At 45.2% G+C, this 21115-nt stretch carries 20 protein-coding genes and 2 pseudogenes; 7 read left to right on the top strand and 15 right to left on the bottom strand.

Annotated features, from left to right (window positions below; translation table 11 throughout):
• The first annotated feature begins 852 nt into the window (after nt 1–852).
• Nucleotides 853–1332 (top strand): type IV pilin protein, encoded by a 480-nt coding sequence (locus ON05_RS01255; RefSeq protein WP_039782462.1) that lies wholly within the window; start codon nt 853–855, stop codon nt 1330–1332.
• 258 nt (nt 1333–1590) lie between these two features.
• Here ON05_RS01255 and ON05_RS01260 read toward each other — a convergent pair whose 3' ends face one another.
• The 3 genes from ON05_RS01260 to ON05_RS01270 form a co-directional block, all read right to left on the bottom strand.
• The gene (locus tag ON05_RS01260; RefSeq protein ID WP_316964583.1) at nt 1591–1767 is read right to left on the bottom strand and encodes a DUF2887 domain-containing protein; all 177 of its coding nucleotides are present in this window, start codon (nt 1765–1767) and stop codon (nt 1591–1593) included.
• Nucleotides 1768–1981: 214 nt separating this feature from the next.
• Complete coding sequence (locus tag ON05_RS01265; protein WP_050857553.1) at nt 1982–2167, bottom strand: DUF2887 domain-containing protein; 186 nt, start codon at nt 2165–2167, stop codon at nt 1982–1984.
• A gap of 289 nt (nt 2168–2456) precedes the next feature.
• Nucleotides 2457–3629, bottom strand: coding sequence for a transposase (locus tag ON05_RS01270; protein WP_010474356.1), 1173 nt, complete (start codon nt 3627–3629; stop codon nt 2457–2459).
• A gap of 158 nt (nt 3630–3787) precedes the next feature.
• Here ON05_RS01270 and ON05_RS01275 point away from each other — a divergent pair.
• Together ON05_RS01275 and ON05_RS01280 are read left to right on the top strand one after the other, a co-directional pair.
• Nucleotides 3788–5053, top strand: a pseudogene (locus tag ON05_RS01275) (DUF4157 domain-containing protein); the annotation flags it as partial.
• Between the two features lie 10 nt (nt 5054–5063).
• On the top strand, nt 5064–6032 hold the full coding sequence (locus ON05_RS01280) for a polyprenyl synthetase family protein (protein WP_010482414.1): 969 nt from the start codon (nt 5064–5066) through the stop codon (nt 6030–6032).
• A gap of 120 nt (nt 6033–6152) precedes the next feature.
• On the opposite strand, the gene ON05_RS01285 is transcribed toward ON05_RS01280, so the two are convergent.
• The 6 genes and pseudogenes from ON05_RS01285 to ON05_RS01305 form a co-directional block, all read right to left on the bottom strand.
• Nucleotides 6153–6743, bottom strand: a complete 591-nt coding sequence (locus ON05_RS01285; RefSeq protein ID WP_262561037.1) for a hypothetical protein — start codon at nt 6741–6743, stop codon at nt 6153–6155.
• Between the two features lie 246 nt (nt 6744–6989).
• A pseudogene (gene istB / locus ON05_RS01290) lies at nt 6990–7737 on the bottom strand (IS21-like element helper ATPase IstB).
• 228 nt (nt 7738–7965) lie between these two features.
• Nucleotides 7966–8391, bottom strand: coding sequence for a Mu transposase domain-containing protein (locus ON05_RS38320; RefSeq protein ID WP_396148473.1), 426 nt, complete (start codon nt 8389–8391; stop codon nt 7966–7968).
• 214 nt (nt 8392–8605) lie between these two features.
• Nucleotides 8606–9259: a hypothetical protein gene (locus ON05_RS38325; RefSeq protein WP_396148476.1), complete on the bottom strand. Its 654-nt coding sequence runs from the start codon at nt 9257–9259 to the stop codon at nt 8606–8608.
• 168 nt (nt 9260–9427) lie between these two features.
• The gene (locus ON05_RS01300) at nt 9428–9844 is read right to left on the bottom strand and encodes a transposase (RefSeq protein ID WP_010482390.1); all 417 of its coding nucleotides are present in this window, start codon (nt 9842–9844) and stop codon (nt 9428–9430) included.
• On the bottom strand, nt 9795–10088 hold the full coding sequence (locus ON05_RS01305; protein WP_262561038.1) for a transposase: 294 nt from the start codon (nt 10086–10088) through the stop codon (nt 9795–9797). The genes ON05_RS01300 and ON05_RS01305 overlap by 50 nt, the downstream gene beginning before the upstream one ends.
• 183 nt (nt 10089–10271) lie before the next feature.
• Between ON05_RS01305 and ON05_RS01310 the strand changes: the two genes are divergently transcribed.
• A complete protein-coding gene (locus tag ON05_RS01310) occupies nt 10272–11360 on the top strand; it encodes an ISAs1 family transposase (protein WP_262561039.1) in 1089 nt (362 codons plus the stop codon).
• Nucleotides 11361–11712: 352 nt separating this feature from the next.
• Entirely contained in the window at nt 11713–12534 is an 822-nt protein-coding gene (locus tag ON05_RS01315; protein ID WP_010473013.1) for a sulfotransferase domain-containing protein, read from the top strand.
• 109 nt (nt 12535–12643) lie between these two features.
• On the opposite strand, the gene cydB is transcribed toward ON05_RS01315, so the two are convergent.
• The 6 genes from cydB to ON05_RS01345 all read right to left on the bottom strand — a co-directional run bounded on the left by cydB (nt 12644) and on the right by ON05_RS01345 (nt 18144).
• On the bottom strand, nt 12644–13660 hold the full coding sequence (gene cydB / locus ON05_RS01320) for a cytochrome d ubiquinol oxidase subunit II (protein ID WP_010473014.1): 1017 nt from the start codon (nt 13658–13660) through the stop codon (nt 12644–12646).
• A 10-nt stretch (nt 13661–13670) separates the two neighbouring features.
• The gene (locus ON05_RS01325; RefSeq protein ID WP_010473016.1) at nt 13671–15113 is read right to left on the bottom strand and encodes a cytochrome ubiquinol oxidase subunit I; all 1443 of its coding nucleotides are present in this window, start codon (nt 15111–15113) and stop codon (nt 13671–13673) included.
• Nucleotides 15114–15248: 135 nt separating this feature from the next.
• On the bottom strand, nt 15249–16154 hold the full coding sequence (locus tag ON05_RS01330) for a hypothetical protein (RefSeq protein ID WP_010473019.1): 906 nt from the start codon (nt 16152–16154) through the stop codon (nt 15249–15251).
• Between the two features lie 266 nt (nt 16155–16420).
• Entirely contained in the window at nt 16421–17521 is a 1101-nt protein-coding gene (locus ON05_RS01335) for an ArsA family ATPase (protein ID WP_010473021.1), read from the bottom strand.
• A gap of 6 nt (nt 17522–17527) precedes the next feature.
• On the bottom strand, nt 17528–17725 hold the full coding sequence (locus ON05_RS01340; protein WP_010473025.1) for a DUF2862 domain-containing protein: 198 nt from the start codon (nt 17723–17725) through the stop codon (nt 17528–17530).
• Between the two features lie 122 nt (nt 17726–17847).
• On the bottom strand, nt 17848–18144 hold the full coding sequence (locus ON05_RS01345) for a hypothetical protein (RefSeq protein ID WP_010473026.1): 297 nt from the start codon (nt 18142–18144) through the stop codon (nt 17848–17850).
• A 260-nt stretch (nt 18145–18404) separates the two neighbouring features.
• Between ON05_RS01345 and ON05_RS01350 the strand changes: the two genes are divergently transcribed.
• Together ON05_RS01350 and ON05_RS01355 are read left to right on the top strand one after the other, a co-directional pair.
• Nucleotides 18405–18821 (top strand): hypothetical protein, encoded by a 417-nt coding sequence (locus ON05_RS01350; RefSeq protein WP_010473029.1) that lies wholly within the window; start codon nt 18405–18407, stop codon nt 18819–18821.
• Nucleotides 18822–18960: 139 nt separating this feature from the next.
• Complete coding sequence (locus ON05_RS01355; RefSeq protein WP_262561040.1) at nt 18961–21051, top strand: plasmid pRiA4b ORF-3 family protein; 2091 nt, start codon at nt 18961–18963, stop codon at nt 21049–21051.
• Nucleotides 21052–21115: the final 64 nt, after the last annotated feature.

Below are 21115 nucleotides of genomic sequence, written 5' to 3' on the forward strand. Positions count from 1 at the left end.
TAGCTCAATCTGAAATGTTAATCCCTCAGCCGTTGGCAGTATAGTTTGTATTTCTTATTATCACTATTCTGAACCTGGACTAGCTGGGTGTGGTCCTTAGATATTGTATATGAAAGTAGATAAATATCGATGTCAGGTTTCCTGTTAATAGAGTAAAACGCTGTATAAAGAAGGACTATACGGTACTTTTATGTCTCAGCGCTAAGAAATGCTTAGCATGTTCCATTAATATGTAAAACTCATTAGTGATGAATAATATTTTTCTCATATCTAATAGTAAATCTAAAAACTATCAATACAATCAGTGATATTACTTATTTTGCAACTTAATGTGATGTGCAACAAAACAAAATATTTCCGAATTATGGAATAATATATCCTTGTTGATAATTGCAATTATATCAATATTTTATGAAATTTAATTTCTATTTTATAGAATTAATAAGTGAAGTTGAAAATGTGACTTCTCAATAAATTTAATTGCTGAATGAGCCTGTGACGCTTTTTATTTATAATATTCAGCGATCTTTAGTATTTTGAATATTAGTATATTTTTGTTGTACTTATCAGTAGTTTTTCTATGTAAAAATCACTCTATATAGAAATAAATAGCTTATACATAAAATAAGTTTTTGGAGGCGATCCGTGTTTATACTGACAGCTGAGATGATTGACACGGGTAAGTTAGTAATACTACTAAGATTTTTCAAAAATTATATTCATATATAACCTTTAATTCTAGATGAATTGCATCTCAAGAATTGAGAAAGTGCATGTATTTTGAAATTCCCGATTTTTAAAAGCCTACAAAAAAGTAGATATAAATAATAATTTTACCTCTGAGTGCTTGACATGATGAATCAACAATTTCTACGCTATTTACTCAATTATAAGAATCGCAATAGTAATCGAGGTTTTACGCTTTTAGAATTATTGGTAACAATAGTGATAATGGCAGTGCTTTCTGGCATAGCCTTACCATCTGTTCTAAATCAAACCCTTAAAGCAAAACAAGCAGCTGCTCATAACCATATTGGTTCAGTCAATCGAGCACAGCAAGTATATCGTCTTGAGCGCGCAACATTTGCTAACTCAATTACTCAGTTGAGTATTGATCTACCTATGACGACAAATGAATACACTTATTCATTTGGTGCAGCAAACGCCACTGTTGCTGAGTTTAGAGCTACTCCTCAAGATAATTCCCTGAGTGCTTTGACGGGATGTACACGTGCCAATATTGTAATAGGGACTTTAGCCACAACAGATTTTTCGATTGTTGAGCAGTCAGCTCCCGGTGGAGGTATTCCTGCTACTCCTCCCAGTTGCTAGCATGATTTAATAATAAGCAGTCACAAATGCGATGAGTGAGTTGGTGAAGTTTGAGATATTGACCCTCCTCCAACATGACTTTCAGGTAAACCTTCGTTTGGTTGAGTTCGCTTAAGCCTAACATCATCTCTATCTCTTCCCGACTCAGTAGACCTTATCGGAAATAGCTGAAAGCCTTACTGGGAAAGCGTTTTATTTTTGGAGAAAAATCGGCCTCAAAGACTTACGACATAGACGTTTGAAGTTATTCTCACCCATTTAATTTCCGATAAGGTCTAGTAGTGGAAATGTATAGACCACAACCGTTTCACTTAACTTCATTATCGCCACAAGTCTCTGATTGATCTGTACTTGAGGCTGGAACCTTGATAGCAAAGCTTGAGCTTGGGTGACGGTATCTTCTGAATCGGCCACAATCAACTGCATTAGACCCATGCCAAGAGAGGCAACGGGTTCATTCAAATCATCAAGGTAGATTCAGTGAACTTGATTGCTGTTTAAATTGGCTCGGAAGACTGGATATAATCAGGCTCAATGCTACATTTAGGGTAAATAACAACGGCTTGCCAGACCACGGTATCAGGTACAGATTGAGATACAGATAAATCTCAGAGAAGAACCGTTGATAAGACACCGGATCACGTTGAAACTATACTTCCACGAACCAAACCGTTTGATCTGAAGTCTCTGGGGTGGATAAGAAAACGGCATTGATACGGAAGGCAACCTGCTTGATTTCAACGGATATAAATTCATAGCCTTGAGCGACTTCTAAGGACTGTTCTCGTATCTCAAATAGGATGCCGGGGACAGTCTTGACATGACGTTTCTCCACTAAAAACTATCTTGAAAATTTTGCTTTTGGGTTTAGGATTGAAGGCATATAATTCGGTTTCAGATGGGGGACTGTTGATGAAGCGTACTCATGCTTATAAGCCAGATAAATCTAAGTCACGACCGATACCTCAATCAATATCACCAGACCAAGCTCAACCAACAACACCAGTTCCTCCCCCCCTTCAAGCTAAAACAAATGAAGAAGGTTTGGCTGAATGGAAAGCTCAACAGGAGAAATGGGAAAGGTTTGGAACCTGACTGCCTGACAGATCTTTGTATTCCATAGCTCATAAAGCTTTGCACTGTAGAGAGCGGATACGAGAGAACCAGATTTTGTTGTAGTGTTTCTTTTGAGCTTTTTTAGAGGCAAAACACGGTTGCGGATCCTTGGTGAATAAGGGGACTGGCATCAACAACTCCCGTCCTTTATGGACCACCCCCTTGAGCCACCGCAATCCAATCTTGAGATAGCTAATGCCTCTGTGCCAATGGGGATCAACCTGTTGGCGTAGCCCTTTAATATGAACAGCCATCCCCTGAGCCGTGCTGTATAGCAGTGCCACAGCAGCAATCAGGTACAGCCTCTCCAGAGCATCAGCACAGCGAATTTTCGACTCTTCAAGCTCAAACACACCAGATTTACTATCGAGGAATAATTCTTCCACCCGAAACCTCAAGGCGTATTGCCACAAGGTTTGTAACGAGGGTGATTCATCTGTAATCACTGCCCATGGTTCTTTTACGCCTCGGATATTCGCCAGTACCAAATTGCACCGATAGAGGCCATCATCCCAAAGCCCGACATTACGGTAGAGGAGAGCTTCTCCTTTGGATGGCCATAACCTACGGACTTCTCTTGGACATTGACGGGGGCCATGGAGAAGGACATCACATGGGATACGCAGACAGTAATGCCAACGGCTCTGCTGTAACCAGCTCATCAGTTGATGGTTCGCGAACCCACGATCTGCTAACAACATGACATCTGGATGCTGCCGTAATAACCAACGGGCCTGACGCAATAGCGGTTGATATTCCTCAAAAGCAACCGCCGCACTCTTGTGCTCTAATACTTTCCATAACAACGGTACTGCTCTGCCACAGCAGACAACGGATACATGAATCATGCAGTATTCATTCCATAAAACCGTGGTATCCATCGCTAGGTAAAGGCGATGGGTTCGCCAGTTCTTAAGCGCTAGAAGGACCAAAGGGACATACAGTTTGTGGACATCAATGAGCGGATTGCACAGAAAGCGTTGCCAGCGACGCTCGACACTTTGGGCTTTTTTTGCTCGGCAGGGGACATAGGATTCCCAAGCAGATAAGCATAATCGTTCACTGCAGATTAAGGCGCTCACCATCCATCCCAGGGTCATGAGATGACGCAAATCTCGATAATGGCTGTGTTGACGTAAAAAGGAGAACAGTTGACGATAAATTTGGGTGGAGCCTGACATTTGAGTAACGCTGATTTGTGCTTAAATCTAGCTTCACATGTCGCTCCACTCTTTTCTCAAAGACTATGAAAATAAAGGCTTTGAGATACTTCTGTCAGGCAGTCAGGTTTGGAACACCTTGGCAAGATAAGGTTCCTAATCCTTCAGGGGAATTGGCACAACCTTGGATTCAGCGGAAACTAACCCTTGGACAACCAGGAGATAAGTATGAACAGGAAGCGGATCGGGTTGCTTCTCAGGTAGTACAGCAAATTCATGCCCCTACTTTATCTCAATTCAATCAAGGGCAATCCGTAAAACGAGAGAAAGAATTGGAAGAGGAAGTCTTAGCGCAAAGTATTCGTCCTGCCATTCAGCGTCAGCAAGAAAAGACAGATGAAAAAATATCATCAGAGTTAGAGTCTTCTATTAATACTGCTAGAGGTAGCGGACAGCCATTGGATACAGGATTGCAACAGTCAATGGGTCAAGTTATGGGGGCAGATTTTAGTGGTGTGAGGGTGCATACGGATGCCCAATCAGACCAATTGAATCAATCAATTCAGGCGAGGGCATTTACAACCGGGCAGGATGTATTTTTCCGAGAGGGAGCATATCAGCCGGGGAACCGTAGAGGGCAAGAGTTGATTGCCCATGAGTTAACTCATGTAGTGCAACAGAATAGTGCAATTCAGGCTAAGAGAAGTAGTGTGACCTTCGATCGACTGCCTTCAAGGGATCGGGCTGAGAAAAGTGCAATTGCTTTTGGTCAGCCACGCCAGATAGTCAACCAATCTCCAGCAGGTCGAATACATCGCTGTTGTGGTACAAGTGGTCCGACTGAGCTTAAGGATGAGTTGGTTGGGACAGGCAGTAAGCCAGGAGTGATCGTTGAAGCAATCCTCAATAAATCTGAAGAGTTTGCTAGTCTTAAAGCTAAGGCAGGAGTGACATACAAAACGGCTAAGAAGGGAACATCAGGCTCGTATGATCCTGAAAGTCATGAGGTCCGCCTGGCAAAAGGACAGAACACAACAACAGCCTTGAACGCAATTTTTGAGACTGCAAATGCCATACAGCATTCGCGATTTGCAAAAGTTAAAAATGCTTATGACAAAGGTGAATTTGAAAATGGAGCAAAACTGTCTGATTGGGAAGTAGACTCTCTAGACCCACTAAATCCAAGTACTCCCGAAGAGTGGCGTGCTGCAATTCAAGAGTACTATGAGTGGGATAGCTTTCAGCTTGCGAGAAAAACCTTCGAAGAAGTAGAACCTTTCTTCAAAGAAGCGGGTAAGAGCGATGAGTTTGAAGCATTTGGAAAGTTTTTCCCTTGTGAAAATTTTTCAGACTATATCGGAGTCGCTAAAACGAACCACTACCGAGATCAGGTCACTCGCCTAAACGCAGCAAAAGACCCAAAGCGCATTGAGTTAAACTTCTAATCATATATTTATGATCCCCGGAGATATTCTTAAGGCTATTCGCCTCAGCGTTATTACCCTTGCGAGTGATGCAGATATTGCTTTGGGGGAACTAATGTCTACTACTCTTCCAGACCCACTCCCACCTGTAGCGATCTTGCCTGTGGCCACAGGTTTAGCGTGCGGTGGTTCAATAGAGCAACTTATCCCTGTCACCTCAGCAATAGTTGTGGTTGCCTTTGCACTTCGTACTCTCGATGATATAGCTGATCAAGATAACTCTAATGCGCTGCATCAAAAAATAGGTATTGGACGTGCAGCAAATTTCTCTGCTGCGCTCATTGCCTTAGCTTCGCGTGAGATAGGAGTTCTCTCTAAAGCATCACCAGATAGCATCCTCATGACAGGAGACTACTTTGATGCTCTGCTACGGATATTTGTTGGACAGGATAAAGACATTCAAAGAGAAGTTCGTTCATTGGCAGCATACGAAGAAGTCGTTGAATTGAAGACTGTTGCTGCTTATGAGCTAGCAGCAGTTGTGGGTGCCAATGCTGTTACTGCCGATGGAAATTTCACAAAGAAGTGTCGAGTCTGTGGTCGTCATATTGGTTGGGCGCAGCAAATACTTGATGATATTGAGGCGTTCTGGTTTCTGGACAATGCAGAAGAATCTGGTCATGAACTGTATACGTACCCTGTACTTCTAGGGATAGAGAATGGTGGTAGTACAGGTGAAGCAGTGTCAAGGCTTTGTAATCAGAAAGACCGAAAGGATGATGCTATTCGTGACCTACTGGATAGTCTTGATGTCCGAGGTCAATTAATGATACGAGCATTAGATCATCGTGACCAGGCCCTGTTAGTTTTTGGTCCACCACTTCGGCCAGAGGGACATCAGCTAATCAAATTGTGGTTTGATTGGCTCTTTCGTGACGGAGAGCGCTTGTTGAAATTGCCATCATCAAGAAGTTTAACAAGTGAGTCATCCTTGAGCTGATCAAGATGGTTAATCAGGATGGAGAACGGCAATATGCGATTCGCTATGCGGGTATACAAATCTTCTCAGAAGAAGTGGAATCGGAGATTGAAATAAAAAGCTGCAAGGGCGACATGGCGACTATAACCCAGCACAGACAAGCTCCATCGCTCTCATCCCCCGTTGATATTCAGGTAGCTTATTGGGAGAGAGTTTCATCAGCTCATCCACCAATCGAGCCAGAACTCCATCCCCTGTTATCGCCCACAGATGAGCAGAGAGTCCGACTCGGAATGCACTATGACGCTTGTTCGGTGAGGTGGGAGATTCGGGTCTAGTAATGTAGCGCTGGAGTCCTTTTTGCTTAAGACTTTGCCCTTGCAGGGCTGCACTGGTATAGGCAATGGCAATCAGAATGACAATCGCAACCAAACGCTCTTCCATCGCTTGAGAGCCTTCGAGGCAATAGCCTCCCTGTTTGAAGTCGCGGAACATTTCTTCGATACAGAAGCGTTTTTGATAGCTGACGATAGCGCTGTTGAGGTCACAGAAGTTCGTGAGGATAAACCAGGCTTCATCAGGCGCAAAGCCGTGATAGCGTCGTTTCCATTTGGCGGCCACATTGAAGTGTCCAAAGCCTTTAGCCTGAGTGACGCGTACATCATTGAGAAACAGCTTTTGACCAGGGGCAAGGCCAAACTGTTGAAGTTGTTGAGTAAACTGCTGGTCCATAGACTCTCAGATGTCAATTACGTAGGCCAAAATTTTTTAGTTTTACCTGCTACTTTTGATTATGGTTTGCGGGTCGATTTGAGTCTTGGCAATACCATCTTGAGATCTAGAAATGGTGATCTTTTCCGCAGGTGATCGCGCCAGTGAGCAAATGACAATTATCAATAAAGCCACCCTAAATAGAGCTTCTTACAAGTAAGAAGCTCTATTTAGGGTGGGGTACAGGGGTTTTATTCTAGCTAGGGATCAGCTGGCAGCCTTTTGAGACTTGGCTGTGTGTTTGGCAGCTTCTTGCTTACGGAAACTTTCTGCTTGCATCTCGAAAATGGTGGCGTGGTGAATTAAGCGATCAATGGCAGCCACGGTCATCATTGAGTTAGGAAAGATTTTGTCCCATTGACTGAAAGGTTGATTGGCCGTGATGAGTAGGCTCTTTCGCTCATACCGGTGAGCAATCAACTCAAACAGGACCGAGGTTTCAACATCGGACTTTTGGACATAACCGAGATCATCAATGATAAGTAGATCATAGCGGTCAAGTTTGGACAAGAGACTCTGCAATTCCAATTGAAGTTTGGCCAGCTGTAGTTGTTGCACCAGGGTTGTGGCTGTGACAAATTTTACTCGCTTACCCAACTCAATAATAGAAGCTCCTAATGCAGAGCTGACGTGTGTTTTCCCTGTTCCGCTCGGCCCAAAATTAGAATGTTGCTGCCGGACTCTAGCCAGTGAGTCGTTTGGGCAAACTCCATGAGAGCAGCTGGATTAAGGGTGGGAACATGGGCAAACTCAAATTGGTCCAGGACTTTCCGTAGGGCAGCTGCGCTTCGGTTAGAGCGCGTGAAATCCGATTCTGCTCCCGACGGCTGGCTTCGCCTTGAGCTAAAGCCAACAGAAACTGGGCGTAGGACCAGTTCTCCTGAGTCGCTTGATGCTCGATGCTCTGCCACTCGTCGAGGAAATGCCTCAACCGCAACTGTTTTAGGGTTGTCATCAGCAACTGGTATGGGTTGTCCGGGTCTGCTGTGGAGGAGTTGATCATAGTCAGATAAATCGTGCTGTTGTGAGGTGACGTCAGGATATTGCTCAGTCGAGAGCTTGAATTCAAAGGCTTGTTTTAATCTGCTCAAGGTCAGGGTGGACTGGTCCAGTTGAGTTTGTAGGTAGTCGGCCACCTGGGATTCTTGATCTTGGGTCGCGGCGATGTAGAGGGCTTCGGTGATTAATCGTGCCGCCTGGTCCCGCTCAAATTAGCTTTGAGTGATTCCCACAGCTGATGCCACTGAAGATTGGGCAGTAGCTCTGATTGCCATTGGCAGTAGAGAAATGCGTTTGGCTTTCTCCTGAGACTTTCTGCCACATGCTTGTAATCGATGCTGCGAGCGCGTCTCTTCTTCCCAGAGCCATGGACATGGACCCGCGCCAATTCCATTACGGGAGTGGTTCCTAAGAAGCCAACGATGCGGTCATGGTATAGATGCAGTTTTAAGCGGTGGCCAATCAAACGAGAGGGAACAGTGTATAGGACACAGCGGACGGCAATCGTGCTATTGCAGCTGACTTTGGCACTGCGCACTTCATAATCAGGAGTGCGATATCTGGGCAAAGGTTGTAATGTCGGCAGCTCCAGTGCAAACTTTTTTGGCACTTGGCATTGAGCTTGGCGATGACTTGCTCGATGAACTGCTGATAGGCTGCTACGGATGCAAAGTCAAAGCTGCCTCGACGATACAGGGCTTGGCATAATCGTCGCTTGAAATAGCCATGGGAACCCTCTATGCCCCCATTTTCATGAGAGACGCCCAGGTTGTTGCGGGTAGGCTCCATCCGGTAATGGTCACACAGGGTCGAATACAACTGAGTCAGCTGGGGTTACGACCGCCGGTATTGCGATAGGCCGCACTCAGACTATCGGTACGGTGGGTCTTAGGCACACCACCACAGGCAGATAAGGCATTTTGTAGTCCTTGAGATAAGCCGATAAAACTCTCTCCCCCTTGAATCACCTGCACGTACTGCCAGCCGCTATAACTCAGTCGATAGTGATACAAGATATGGTGAAAGGCTTCACCCTGAACCGTCACACTGAAACCTTTGAGCTGAGTGAAGTCTGACTGTCCCATCTCCCCAGGATGATGTTGAATTTTGAACATCACTTCTTTGGGCTTGCCATGAGCTGCCTTCCATTTAGCGGTTCGGCGTTGCACGGTTCTGATCTTGTCATCATATTGCCCAGGATGGTTCTCTTGTAAGGTCTCAAATAGAGTAGTCGCTTCTAATCGAGGCTCACGCTCTAACATCGGCTCAAGTTCTAATTCCCATAATCCATCCAGCGGATCTTCACGGGTTTTCCAGTCATGAGGGCGGCCGCGCTGGGGGCGATGAGTACCACTATCAATGCGGTGGGCTGTGCGGGTAGAAATGCCGGCTTTAGCAGCTGCTGTTTCTTGAGAAGAGCCGGATTGTTTTGTCTGCATATAAAGATGAACCTGTTGAGGTTTAATAGGAGCTGGCACTAGAGGTTCCTAATTGCGTAGGAGTACAAACCCTAGTGTCTTTCCTGTATGGGGATATAAAAAATCGAAAGTGACTGATGCTCTCTCTGCAGATGTGATCTCTGGATTGAACTAGATTCTGATTCCTAGAGAAGACTATGCAATTGACAACCTCTGTCTACGTAATTGTCACTCAACTATAGACACTTCGGTATTCCGCTTGAGGCGCAGACAAAAGTGGACCTTCTGTTGAGCTAACCACTGTCCGAGCTTGACAGAACAAAACTCTCGGTCACCGAGGATAACCAGACGATAGGCGGATAAATGGCGAATGACGTTGCTCAAAATAGCCGTTTGCTCGTCATAGTTGCTGCTGCCCTTTTTAGCGAGCGCTTCACACCATATGGGAATAGCGCGATGTTGCCAGACCACGCTCACCATCAATAGATTAATCACACCCCAACTGGTACGGTCGATGACGACATAAAGCTGGGAGCCTTGAGGGTACTGCTTGCTCAGCCACAGTTCAACCAGCGGTAGCCAAAGCGTTTCAAGTTCAAGGGTCGGTAAGGAGAAGAACCGTTGTATTTTTTCGGCGACTCTCAAATAGAATCGGCAGTGGCAGTCCTTCTGCTAGGGTCTCGATTTTGACACAGCGAAGCGTTTGTAAAAGATGAACCAGAATCTCAAGGAGAAGATACTGGGCAGGAGACAGTTGACGGCGTAAATGGGGTTGGTATAGTGGCAATATCATTGTCAATAAGGTGAGCTGGAGATACATCATTTTCAGCCCATCTTTTTTCTTGTCTACCTGATTATTAGCCAAAGAAGCAAGGTGTCCACAGGGCATGTCGCCCCTCCAGAATAAAAAGACAAAGTTGTGAAATCTGAAAGGACGATAGAGTGCTTATTATAGAAATTATCGCTCTTTCATAACTCTTGACAGATATAAACGGAGTTTTCACCCCAGGGTTGTTTTACGTTCCTCCTAGAAAAAATAGGATGGTTCTACTGACCAACAGTAGAGAGACCGATGAGCCATCTAATCGATACTTTGAAGCAAGTCCCGGATTTCCGCAGTGCCCATGGCCGTATTCATCCGTTATGGCTGCTGTTGCTATTGATGGTGATGGGCATGCTTGCTGGATATCAAGGGTACCGTCCGTTAGAAACCTTTGTGAGCGATTATCGCCAGCCTTTAAGTGAGCTATTGGGGCTTGAGAGCCTCGAAGTTCCGTCTCACTGTACCTTTCGTCGAGTGATGAAGGGGCTTGACTTCCAAGCGTTGAGCCACCAATTTGAAGCATGGATGCTCTCGAAAGCCCAGACTCACTCTCCCGATAATTATGCAGCCTCCATTGATGGCAAACGGATTCGTCAGGGGCTGACAGATGCCAAGGGGAAGCAGCGTTTTGTAGGGTTGGTGAGTTTATTTGCGGTGGAAGCAGGCATCACCCTCAAGCTCGAAGCCCTCACTCAGGAGGATAATAGCGAAATCAAAGTCGTCCAGGCACTGTTGGAAACCCTTCAACTCGATGGCTTGCTGATTACCATGGATGCCTTACACGCCCAAAAAACACTTGAGAAGATTGTGGCCTCGGGTAACGACTATCTTGTGGCGGTCAAATCCAATCAGGGAAGACTTTACGACCACCTCCAGACTTACTTTGAGTGTCTTAAACCCATGGCTGAGCACATCCACTCCGCCCAAAGTAGAGGACGAGATGAACATCGGTGTATACAGGTTTATGAGCCTGTCGGCATAGCCCTACAAGAATGGGAGGCAATTCGCTCTGTGCTTTGTGTCCAACGATGGGGCACTCGCAAAGGAAAGGAGTATCACAATACGGCCTATTACATCAGTTCAGCTGCCACCTCACCCCAGCATTGGCAATCTCTGGTCCGAGAACATTGGGGCATTGAAAATCGGTTGCATTGGCCGAAGGATGTTGTTTTTGGCGAAGATGATTATCGACTCGAAGATGAACAAGCACTGCTCAATTGGTCAGTGCTTAGAACTATTGGGATTAATATCCTGCGGCTAAACGACTATCAATCCCTCAAAACCGCGATGACTAAGCTTGCTAATCGGGTCGATATTATTTTTTCGCTGCTAACTTAAAACAGCCCTGGTGACAGGCCAATTAAAAAAATTAATTTATTGACCATGGAAAACTATCTGTAAGTAGAAAATTCTATATTTTTTTGTCTCTCTATACTTCAAGCTTAACTCAGTTTTAAGTCAGCTATTCTCAGTTCTAAAGTCAGATACACATCTTCTTGAATATAGATAGATGCAGTTTAGATGGCTCTTATATGAGAGTTGCATGCTTCTTTGCACCCTAAAAGCACAGCTTTGAATTAGTCATTGCAAGATGCAAGTTATTTCTGATGTGGTTTTTCTTAGAAAAACCAGATAATGCTTTTTTCCTTTGACCATAGAGATAAAGTTTCTTCTAGTAACAGATGAAGTCATGAGAATTACCCATATCCTGAATAAAGTTGATCGATTTCTCCACCCTTCTAATATCTATGCTCTTCAACCTGATCATGATCTTCTTAGGAAAAATCGATCACTTATAAAATTGAATGATATTGTTCTACTATCTTATCCAAGATCTGGAAATACTTGGTTGAGAAGACTCTTAGCAAACTCAATATTAGAGTCTCAGAAAAGTCTACTCTCAATACAGTCAGATATTCCTTTTGAAACCGTAATCCCATCAATTTATACTCAAAGCTTAGAACCCAGTTGTTTACATAATTATCAAGACATCAGTCAACGTATCATTAAAAGTCATGAGCATCGGGATGCCAAAGGACATCGAACCATTTATTTAATGCGTAACCCAGTTGATACTTTAGTATCTTGGTATCATTTTGTTTGTGGATCTCCAAAACTTTTAAATCAATTTCCTTGGATACAAGATCTATCTATTGATGAGTTTTGCTTGAATGCTGTAGAAGGCTGGGTCAAACATATCCAACAGACCCGCAAGTATGAAAATATCTTACTAGTTGAATATGAAAACTTATTTCAATACCCAAACCAAGTCCTTGGAGAAATCTTATCTTATTGCGGTATCCCCCAACACAATATTGATCTAGATCGGGTAATTGAAAATCAGTCTATCCGTAAACTTAAGCCTGTCACACAATCACTAGAGTTAAGAAAAGGTGGGGTTGGACATGGCAATGTTGAGTTACAAGCAGATACTGTGGCAGAACTACAGAAATATCAGAACTTGATCGATACCAAATGGAAACCTGCAATTGAACTTATTACTCAGTCATAGTAATTTCGACAGGCTAGATTGAGGATAGAGTCTGGTGAGTTTAGTGTGCAACTAATTACGGGTTTTATTTCGTGGGTAAGATTGACTAAAACCCGTAATTAGTTGGACCTTAATCGCTCTCATGAGCTTGGGTGATTTTCCCCCTAAAGACCACATAGTTATAAATGTTGTAGAACAACATAATCGGGATTAAGAAACCAATAAAGATGATCATAAAAACCAGGGCACTTGGCGAAGCAGCAGCCTGATAGATTGTAACTTGAGGGGGGATGATGTACGGAAAGATGATTAACCCCAGACCTAAAAAAGAGAGTAAGAAAATCAGCACTGTCCAAACAAAGGGCATCCGCTCTTGCTCCTTGCCGAGACTTTGCAATAACAGAGCTACAAATAAGCTGCCTAATAGGGGAATAGCGGCAAAAAAATAAAATAGAGGTGGATCAAACATGCGATCGCGCATCTGTTCGTATAACACCGGCGTACTCACCGTAATAAATACTGCCCCCAGAAACGTCGTTACAGCCGCTAATTTAGCCGTTTTATAGTGGGTTTGTTGCAGCGCGCCCGTCGTCTTCATTACCAAATAGGTGGAACCAATCAGGACATACCCTTGAATCAGCGTTAGAGCGACCAGAACTGATTTCCAGCTCAACCAATCCCATACACCCCCCACAAAATGGCCAGCAGTATCTACCGTAATTCCCTCAAATACGGTTCCTACGGCAAAACCTTGACCTAAGGCTGCCATAAAACTCCCTGCGCCAAAGGCAATATTCCACAGCTGCTTGCTGCGAACCGAATTTTCCCGAAACTCAAATGCGATCGCCCGCAAGATCAGTCCGCCCACCATCAGACTGACGGGAATATACAGGGCGTGTAATACCGTGGCATAGGCTAACGGGAAAGCGCCAAACAATGTTCCCCCCACCAGCACCAGCCAGGTTTCATTGGCATCCCAAATATTGCCCAAACTGGTCATTAAAATGCTGCGACTTTCCTCATTTGAGGCTGTTAGGGACAAAATCCCCACCCCTAAATCAAATCCATCCAGGGTGACATAGAGGAAAAGAAACAACCCTAGAATCACAAACCAGACCTGGGGCAGAAAATGTTCTAATGCTTCCATAAACGAACCTCTACTGTTGGGTTTCTATGGGACGCTGATCCGGCTGATGCTGCATGGGTTCAACCTCAAGGCTGTCTTTACCAATCACCTGAGGTAGGGGCAGCTCCAAATTAGGACCCTTACGAATAATCCGGCTGCCAAAATACAGTGCTCCCACAAATAACAGACTGTACATACCCGCAAACCCCACCAGAGAGGTTAGAACTTCAGGAGCTGGCAGAGGCGTGGCCATATCTGCGGTGCGTAACTCACCATAAACCGTCCAGGGTTGGCGGCCAACACAGCGGACAATCCAGCCACATTCCACTGCGACATAGCCCATGGGAGCTGCGAGCAGCCATCCCCACAGCATCAGTTTTTGATCAACGATCGTCTCCGCAGTCAGTTTGCCCCGGAGCCATCGCCATAAGCTAAAACCCATCAACCCTGCTAAGAAAACGCCAATCCCACTCATGATTCGAAAGGAATAGTAAATTAATCCCACCATATGGGGCCGATCCTGGGGTTCCCACTCGTTTAAACCTTGTACGGGCTCCGATAGGGTGGGCTTCAACTCCAATAAATAGCTGAGCATTCCTGGGACTTTGACTTCCCATTCATTGCGCTCCTTCTGATCATTGGGCAAGGCGACCAAGCTCCAGGCCGGAGACGAGCCAGCAGGAATGGTGTCCCACTGGGCTTCCATGGCCGCCAATTTAGAAGGCTGGTAGTGATAGACCTGCTCAGCGCTGAGATGACCGATAAAAATCTGGAGTGGGGCAACGACGAAGGCAACAGCCAGAACCACCTTCAGAGATCGTCCAAAAAAGTCTGGATGACGGTGATTGAGGATATACCAGGCACTAATGCCCCCAATCACAAACAAAGACGTTTCTAGGGTGGCGAAAAACATATGCAGAAAGCTATTCAGCATAAAGGGGTTTAGAATCGCCTGGAAGTAATCGCTGACGATAAACTTACCCCCAATAAATTCTCCCCCCGCTGGCGTTTGTAACCAGGAATTCGCAGTCAAAATCCAGAAGGTGGAAAGGTTTGCACCAAAAGCAACCATGATCGTCGCTAGCCAGTGCACCAACGGGGGGACTCGGTCCCAACCAAACAGCATAATCCCCAAAAAGCCCGCTTCGAGCATAAAGGCCATTGCCCCTTCAAAGCCCAGAATACTGCCAAAAAAATCTCCGACAGCTTCCGAGAACGGTGCCCAGTTGGTACCGAACTGAAACTCCATGGGTAAGCCAGAAGCCACACCAATCCCAAAATTCAAGACATAGAGCTTGGCCCAGAATCGGGCATGGAGATAATAATCACGATTTCGGGTTTTTAGCCATAACCCTTCAACTACGACTAAATAAATGGCCATCCCAGTCGATAAGACGGGCCAAAGCATATGAAAAATAGCTGTCAAGGCAAACTGCATCCTTGACAGCACAACCGTATCAGACAAAAAATCCATAGGGGCAACCTATTGACGGAGCGGAATGAAAGATCCATAGTTCATCCCTCCCCCTTGTAACAAATCTGGCCAAAGCTTTGCCAAAGACGGTTTGTAGAACTTATCAGTTCATGAATGAAGTTGATGACCCAGGACTTATCCCGTCACCCACTCCCGCATTACATAGCGAATCAGTAAAATCAAACGATCCCCTGATGTGGGCTGTGCGCCTTTGTGAAAGACTTGGGGTTCTTCCGCAAAACCAAACCCCGCCTCTCCTTCTAGGCTGACTAAGGAGTCTTGGCCGTAATGGTTGATCAGATCTTCATCCGAACGAAAGCGCGATAGGGTGATTTTATCTGTCAAACGTTTGTGATCGTGGGTGCCCCGCACAATCATATGAGGGCCACAGGCAGAATCCACTTTGGTGAGATAAAAGAAAAATCTTAAGGCCCCAAAATCATCCACATCATAGTGAAACCGCTGGCCTGCATGGTCGATATCATAGGGAGGAACATTGGCATAACTCCACCACAACCTTGAGCCGTTATGAATCGGCCGTACACCCAAATAGCCCTGAGCAATCTTCAATAGCTTGGGATCGTGGATAATGCGCTGAATTGCCGGGCAATCGAGAAAGGTTTCTGGATATCGCCCCCTAGAGTAGAGCTTATTGTACTGAGGTGCTGTGGAGTCATTATTTGCCTCAGTTTGGGGAGGGATATAAGCTGGCCCGTCATGGTCAGGGTAATAGTCAATGGTTTCTAGAAATTGAAAAATTTCCTGAACTGTAGCTGATGGGAGAGTTATGTCTGGGTAAAATCCATCTTTTTTGATGCCATTGACAACGGTATTAACCTGTAAGTCTGAGAATAAAGAATCTCTATTTTCTATGCCAAAAAAGAGAGAATTATTCGTTTTATTGCTTTGAGTACTGCCATAAAGGCGAGTTATCAGCTTCCGCATTGTGCTAAAGCGACTTAAAGCATACATGAGAAACCAATCTGGTTTGCGTAGCTTGAACAAAACGTGTTGAAGTCGTCCAAGAACAGCAGTATTCATAAGCAGACTCAACTTAGTAGGTAACCCTAAAAACTCTCTCGTAAAAGTATTTTCAACCCACTGAGCTGAATTTTGCGGAAGCCCTAGTGTAACTTATATTAATTGTTTGTGATGTGATTTAAATCCCAATCCAAAATAATAGAAAAGAATTGAGTTAATGAACGGTTAACTATAGATGTCGCCAAAAAAAAAGGAAATCTTATTCTAGGTGAAGATTTCCTTTCTATAAAGTTCCGAGCGAACAAAAATATGATTTGGGAAAAAATCTAAAAAGTGATCGTTAAGTACCCACCTTGAAATTTTGCAGCTTTCACAGGCTTGCCACGAAGCTCAGATGGGAGAAAAATATTTCTTCGTTGGTCTCCTGCTTCAATGGTCACTTCTGGACCATATTGGGTTAATTTAACCTGGGATTTTTCAAATTTGGGCAGAAATAACTTCACCTGACCCTGGATAATGTCAATTTCAATCGGTTTAGGAGCTTTTGCAGCTTGTTTTAAATCCGGTAGGGCTGCGATTAAGGGCTGCCAATCTCCGGTGTGCTCGGGCAGGGTGACTACAGAGAGTGGATCAAATGCAGTTTGCAAAGCTGAGGGATTGAGGGGCGTTCTAGCAGGATTGGCAATTACACCCCCTACGCTTAACCCCACTTGCTGGGCGCTGCCCCAATAGTACTGGGCAGTTGCGATCGCAACCTCGTCTCCCGTGGTAACCAAGTAAGCCGCCACCCGATTCGGATCGGAGATTGCCCGCTTGGCATCATCTAAAACAGCATTGGCGCGTTCCGTCGGTTCAGCGAAATTATCCCCAGCCAAATTAACCGTAAATACGGCTGCCGTAACGGGCTGAACAAAGGGAGATAGGGCTTTACCTAAATCGGAATCAGCAATGACTTGGCGAAATCGGCGGGCATACCAACTGAGAATTTCCGGTGTGCCTACCATCCGCAGGGTAGACAGATCGCCCGGCCCGTCGTAAATAATGACGTCATAACTGCCGCTACCCTCATACTCCCGTAGAGCATTGAGGGCGAGGGCACTATCCATTCCGGGCAAAATGCCGAGTTCTTGACCAAAGACCGTCTTAAAAAAAGGCGTGCGAACATATTCTGCTTCGAGTTTCTTGAGGTCTTCCCAAGCTTTCTCTAGCAAAACCGTGCTGCGGAGCTGCACTGCTTTTAAGTTGACGCCGAGTTCTTGAGGTTCCGTGCCAATTGGGGCACCCATCATTAAATCAAAACCGGGACCCGGGTTCTGACTGGCTAATAAGACCCGATATCCCTGTTCAGCGAATTGTTTTGCCGCTGCGATCGCAACCGTCGTCCGCCCAGTACCACCTTTTCCTAAGAAGGTCAGAAGAAATGCCATTCAGGATTACCGTCGTCCAGTCTCTAGCTCTTCTTCGAAAAACCAGCTACTGGTTTTGTCACTAAAGGCAACAACGACGCCAATACCACTACCATCGGTCATTTTGAACTCTTGAATCGTACCCATTTCACCAACTTTATCGTTGAGGGCACTCGAAAATCGATCGCGAATTTGGCAAACGCGAACTTTCTGACCTAACTTCATCACTTGATACCTCTGCAAGAAAACGGACCAATCCATAGTCTAGCAGGCTTGAGGTCTTTATACCGTAAGGATTTAAGCCTATTGTTAAGAAAAAATGTGGTAAACCCCTGTCATTTTGGGGGTTATTTTACGAGTCGTTGAACTTCGATCCAGTGAATTGCTTCGTTTAAGGTTTGAGCGTAAAAGGATTTCCCCGAACAGGGATCGGCAACCTGCCACCAGACTTCACCCTTGTAATTACTCTTTTTCTCAAGGCTCAATTGAGATCGATGAGACAGTTTTTGAGAAGCCTGCTGAAGCACACTCAACAAACCCGAACTATGGTGTTGATGCGTAGATGCTGTGGTTGCACCCCTTGGTGCAGCAAGGGAAGATCGATATTGCTGATCCACCGATAGAGAAGGCAATTGACTAAACATCCTAAAAACCCCGCTGTCAAAAATGTATTCAATCTTACTCTTTATAAGACCTGTCAGCTCACGTCTAGAAAGATACGCAAGATACCAAAAACCATATTCCGATCCCTCTCAACAAAACAGCATTTCAATCACCCTGCTCGATAGACTGAGATCACTGCAGTTTCTAGATTTCATCAGTAGCTCACTTTTCAACCTCCCATCACAGCTGAGCCGTTTCCACAAGGCATTTAAACCCTCAACCTTTGTCAGAGAGACCGTATATGGATAATCAACCCCTTAAGCAATCCGTCCAAATGGCAGTCGTTATGGGCATTTTCCTACCCCTTGCCGAAACCGTCCGACGCTCCAACCATATTTTGGATATCTCGCGCTTTCTGAACTGGTTTGATGATTACATTCTGGGAGGCGTGCTGTTGCTGGCAGCATACTTAGTCCTTCGCCAGGTCGCCAATGGCATTACCTATCTCGTCGCAGCTTGGTCTTTTGCCGCAGGAGCGCTCGCTCTGAGCTTTTTAGGACAACTCGATTACTTCAGGACCCACACAGCTGATCCAGGCATCTTTAACACAGCCTTTATCGTCTTTGCCAAGGGGATGATCTTTATCTACCTGATGGTTGGCCTAGGGCTAGCCATCAAAGCCAACGCGATCCGAGAAAAACAACTACTGCAGAAATAGCCCCAACTACCAAAGAATAGATCCAAGACAAACTGTTCGATTATTGAAGCGGGAAAGATCAACCGATTGAATTCTAACACCTTGATGGGAAGCGAACTAGTCGGTACCCTCATAGATATCTGCTCTGAGGATCTAGATCGTGACTTTTAATATTCGCCAGCTCGACGGCCTGGATTATGACGAAGCTGAACCCTTATTTGACGATTACATCAATGGTTTGATCCACGAATTCATCCAATCAGACGTGGGAATTGCCCATACCCAAACTTACCCAGAGGGGGGATTCTGGATCGGCACGTTTATTGAAATGGCCTTTACCTACGGTGAATTTACCCTATCGAAGATGACCAAAGGGGACGCCCAGCTGGTGATGGAGAATATCCTGCCTCGCAAGCTCACTTTGCGTGATCGCAGTGACGCAGAGGATGCGATTCCCGAATTGGTGGCCTTTTGGACCTTTCTAAAACAAGTGTATAAATTGCGCAGCGGGGGTGCGATCGCAAAATATCTCACCTCTATCCAAGACAAATTTGCCGACTGGATGTTTGATGCATCTCGAGGCGGCATTGCCAAAAACTTTATGCTGCAGGGGATGCAGGCGGGCTTTGATATGTCGAGCCAAGCTGATATAGAGGCCTTCCAAGCTGAATACAATCAGCGCATCAAAGCTGATCCTCAAAATAATCCCCTTATCCCTGTTGAACCAACAGTTCCCATGACAGCTCCTCCGCCAGATATCCAGAAGTTTCTGGATTTAATGGGAGTCGAATTACCGGAAGTGGGCGAACAGGTCAACCCGGTAGAGTTGCTCAACACAATCATGAATGCGGCCGATCAGATGGCAGACATGCTAGATGCCGCTGCCCCAGACCCTAAAGAGGGACCAGGAGATGCTCTACGCTCCCTCAGAACCGAATTGATGTCCGCGTCCTTAGAGAAAGACTTTTCCCTGACAGAGCAAGAGATTACGCAGCTTAAAGCACTTAACATTAGTGAAACTCAACCTGGTTCCATCCTTAAAGACTTCCAAACCCTATTGGCATTTATTGGTCCCGAAGGTCGAGCTGTCAGTGGCAAACGGCAGCAAATCTCCATGAAGGACCTCGCTGAACTGAACCAGCAATTGAGCACTCCCATAGACATTGACCTAAAACGTCCAGCTCAAAAATCCTATCCGCCAATACATGGACTGTATCTGCTGTTGAGGGCAACAGGCATTGCGACAACAGTGACTAAAGGGAAAAAGCAATTTCTGGTTCTGAATCCGCCAGTGTATGACCAATGGCAGCAGCTCAATTCAACAGAACGTTATTGCACGCTACTGGAAGCGTGGCTGATTCGTGGTCATGCAGAAATGTTAGGTGAAGAGAGAATGGGGTCCCTCACAGAGGGAAATCGCTGCCTACAAAGCTGGGAAAGGATTGTTCACAAGAAAAAGCATACCTTTACCCAGAAAAGAACCGTTCAGGATTTTTTCAGATTCTATCCTGGCATCCATAATTTAGCGTTAATGGAGATGTTTGGCTTACTGAAAATCACGACCGGCAAACCTACGGCCGGGAATGGATGGCGGATTAAGAGCTTGGAAGCACAACCTTTGGGAACGCCCCTCTTAAACTTGGTTAAAAATGCTTTTTATGAAAATGATATGACTTGGCCTTCTGAGGTCGATCCATCTGTCCCCTACGATGAATTACAAGACACCTTACAACCCTATTTCCCAAAATGGCAGAAAACGCTTGTATTGCCAAGTTCAGGCTTTCGCCCCGATCGCCATATCTTTAAGGTCAGTTTAGGAAAAATATGGCGACGGATTGCCATCTCAGGAGAGGCCACCTTAGAGAATCTCAGTGCTTATATTCTCTCCTCCGTAGAGTTTGACTCCGATCATCTGGATTCATTTACCTATACCAATGCAATGGGGCGAAAAGTGGAAGTACTACATCCCTATGCTGATGGTGGCTTCTTCTCTGCTGGAGAAACTATCCACACGGATGAAGTCAAAATTGGCAGCCTACCCCTGTCAGAAGGCAGCGTGATGGAATATCTGTTTGATTTTGGAGATTGCTGGACTTTTGAAGTTCAACTCGAAACCATCGAGCCAGACCCCAATCAAATTCCCAGTTCACAAACTAAAAAGGAAAAGAAGAAAAAAACACCTGTGGGTGAAATCTTGGAGGTACATGGGGAATCCCCTGAACAATACCCAGGTTATGAAGGGGATTGGTAGCTTCTGCTCAGTCCTTAGAGATTTATGACTCAAGGACTCTTCCTCAAACCTTTAAGTAAAAAAG

It is taken from the genome of Acaryochloris sp. CCMEE 5410 (assembly GCF_000238775.2).
Classification (GTDB): domain Bacteria; phylum Cyanobacteriota; class Cyanobacteriia; order Thermosynechococcales; family Thermosynechococcaceae; genus Acaryochloris.

Excerpts from the sequence above, each read along its gene's own strand:
- ON05_RS01330 (WP_010473019.1), bottom strand. The coding sequence starts at position 16,154 with ATGAATACTGCTGTTCTTGGACGACTTCAACACGTTTTGTTCAAGCTA.
- ON05_RS01305 (WP_262561038.1), bottom strand. The coding sequence starts at position 10,088 with ATGCCCTGTGGACACCTTGCTTCTTTGGCTAATAATCAGGTAGACAAG.
- ON05_RS01310 (WP_262561039.1), top strand. The coding sequence starts at position 10,272 with ATGAGCCATCTAATCGATACTTTGAAGCAAGTCCCGGATTTCCGCAGT.
- cydB (WP_010473014.1), bottom strand. The coding sequence starts at position 13,660 with ATGGAAGCATTAGAACATTTTCTGCCCCAGGTCTGGTTTGTGATTCTA.
- ON05_RS01260 (WP_316964583.1), bottom strand. The coding sequence starts at position 1,767 with ATGGGTCTAATGCAGTTGATTGTGGCCGATTCAGAAGATACCGTCACC.
- ON05_RS01270 (WP_010474356.1), bottom strand. The coding sequence starts at position 3,629 with ATGTCAGGCTCCACCCAAATTTATCGTCAACTGTTCTCCTTTTTACGT.
- ON05_RS01315 (WP_010473013.1), top strand. The coding sequence starts at position 11,713 with ATGAGAATTACCCATATCCTGAATAAAGTTGATCGATTTCTCCACCCT.
- ON05_RS01340 (WP_010473025.1), bottom strand. The coding sequence starts at position 17,725 with ATGAAGTTAGGTCAGAAAGTTCGCGTTTGCCAAATTCGCGATCGATTT.
- ON05_RS01325 (WP_010473016.1), bottom strand. The coding sequence starts at position 15,113 with ATGGATTTTTTGTCTGATACGGTTGTGCTGTCAAGGATGCAGTTTGCC.
- ON05_RS01280 (WP_010482414.1), top strand. The coding sequence starts at position 5,064 with ATGATCCCCGGAGATATTCTTAAGGCTATTCGCCTCAGCGTTATTACC.
- ON05_RS01345 (WP_010473026.1), bottom strand. The coding sequence starts at position 18,144 with ATGTTTAGTCAATTGCCTTCTCTATCGGTGGATCAGCAATATCGATCT.
- ON05_RS01285 (WP_262561037.1), bottom strand. The coding sequence starts at position 6,743 with ATGGACCAGCAGTTTACTCAACAACTTCAACAGTTTGGCCTTGCCCCT.
- ON05_RS01255 (WP_039782462.1), top strand. The coding sequence starts at position 853 with ATGATGAATCAACAATTTCTACGCTATTTACTCAATTATAAGAATCGC.
- ON05_RS01350 (WP_010473029.1), top strand. The coding sequence starts at position 18,405 with ATGGATAATCAACCCCTTAAGCAATCCGTCCAAATGGCAGTCGTTATG.
- ON05_RS01335 (WP_010473021.1), bottom strand. The coding sequence starts at position 17,521 with ATGGCATTTCTTCTGACCTTCTTAGGAAAAGGTGGTACTGGGCGGACG.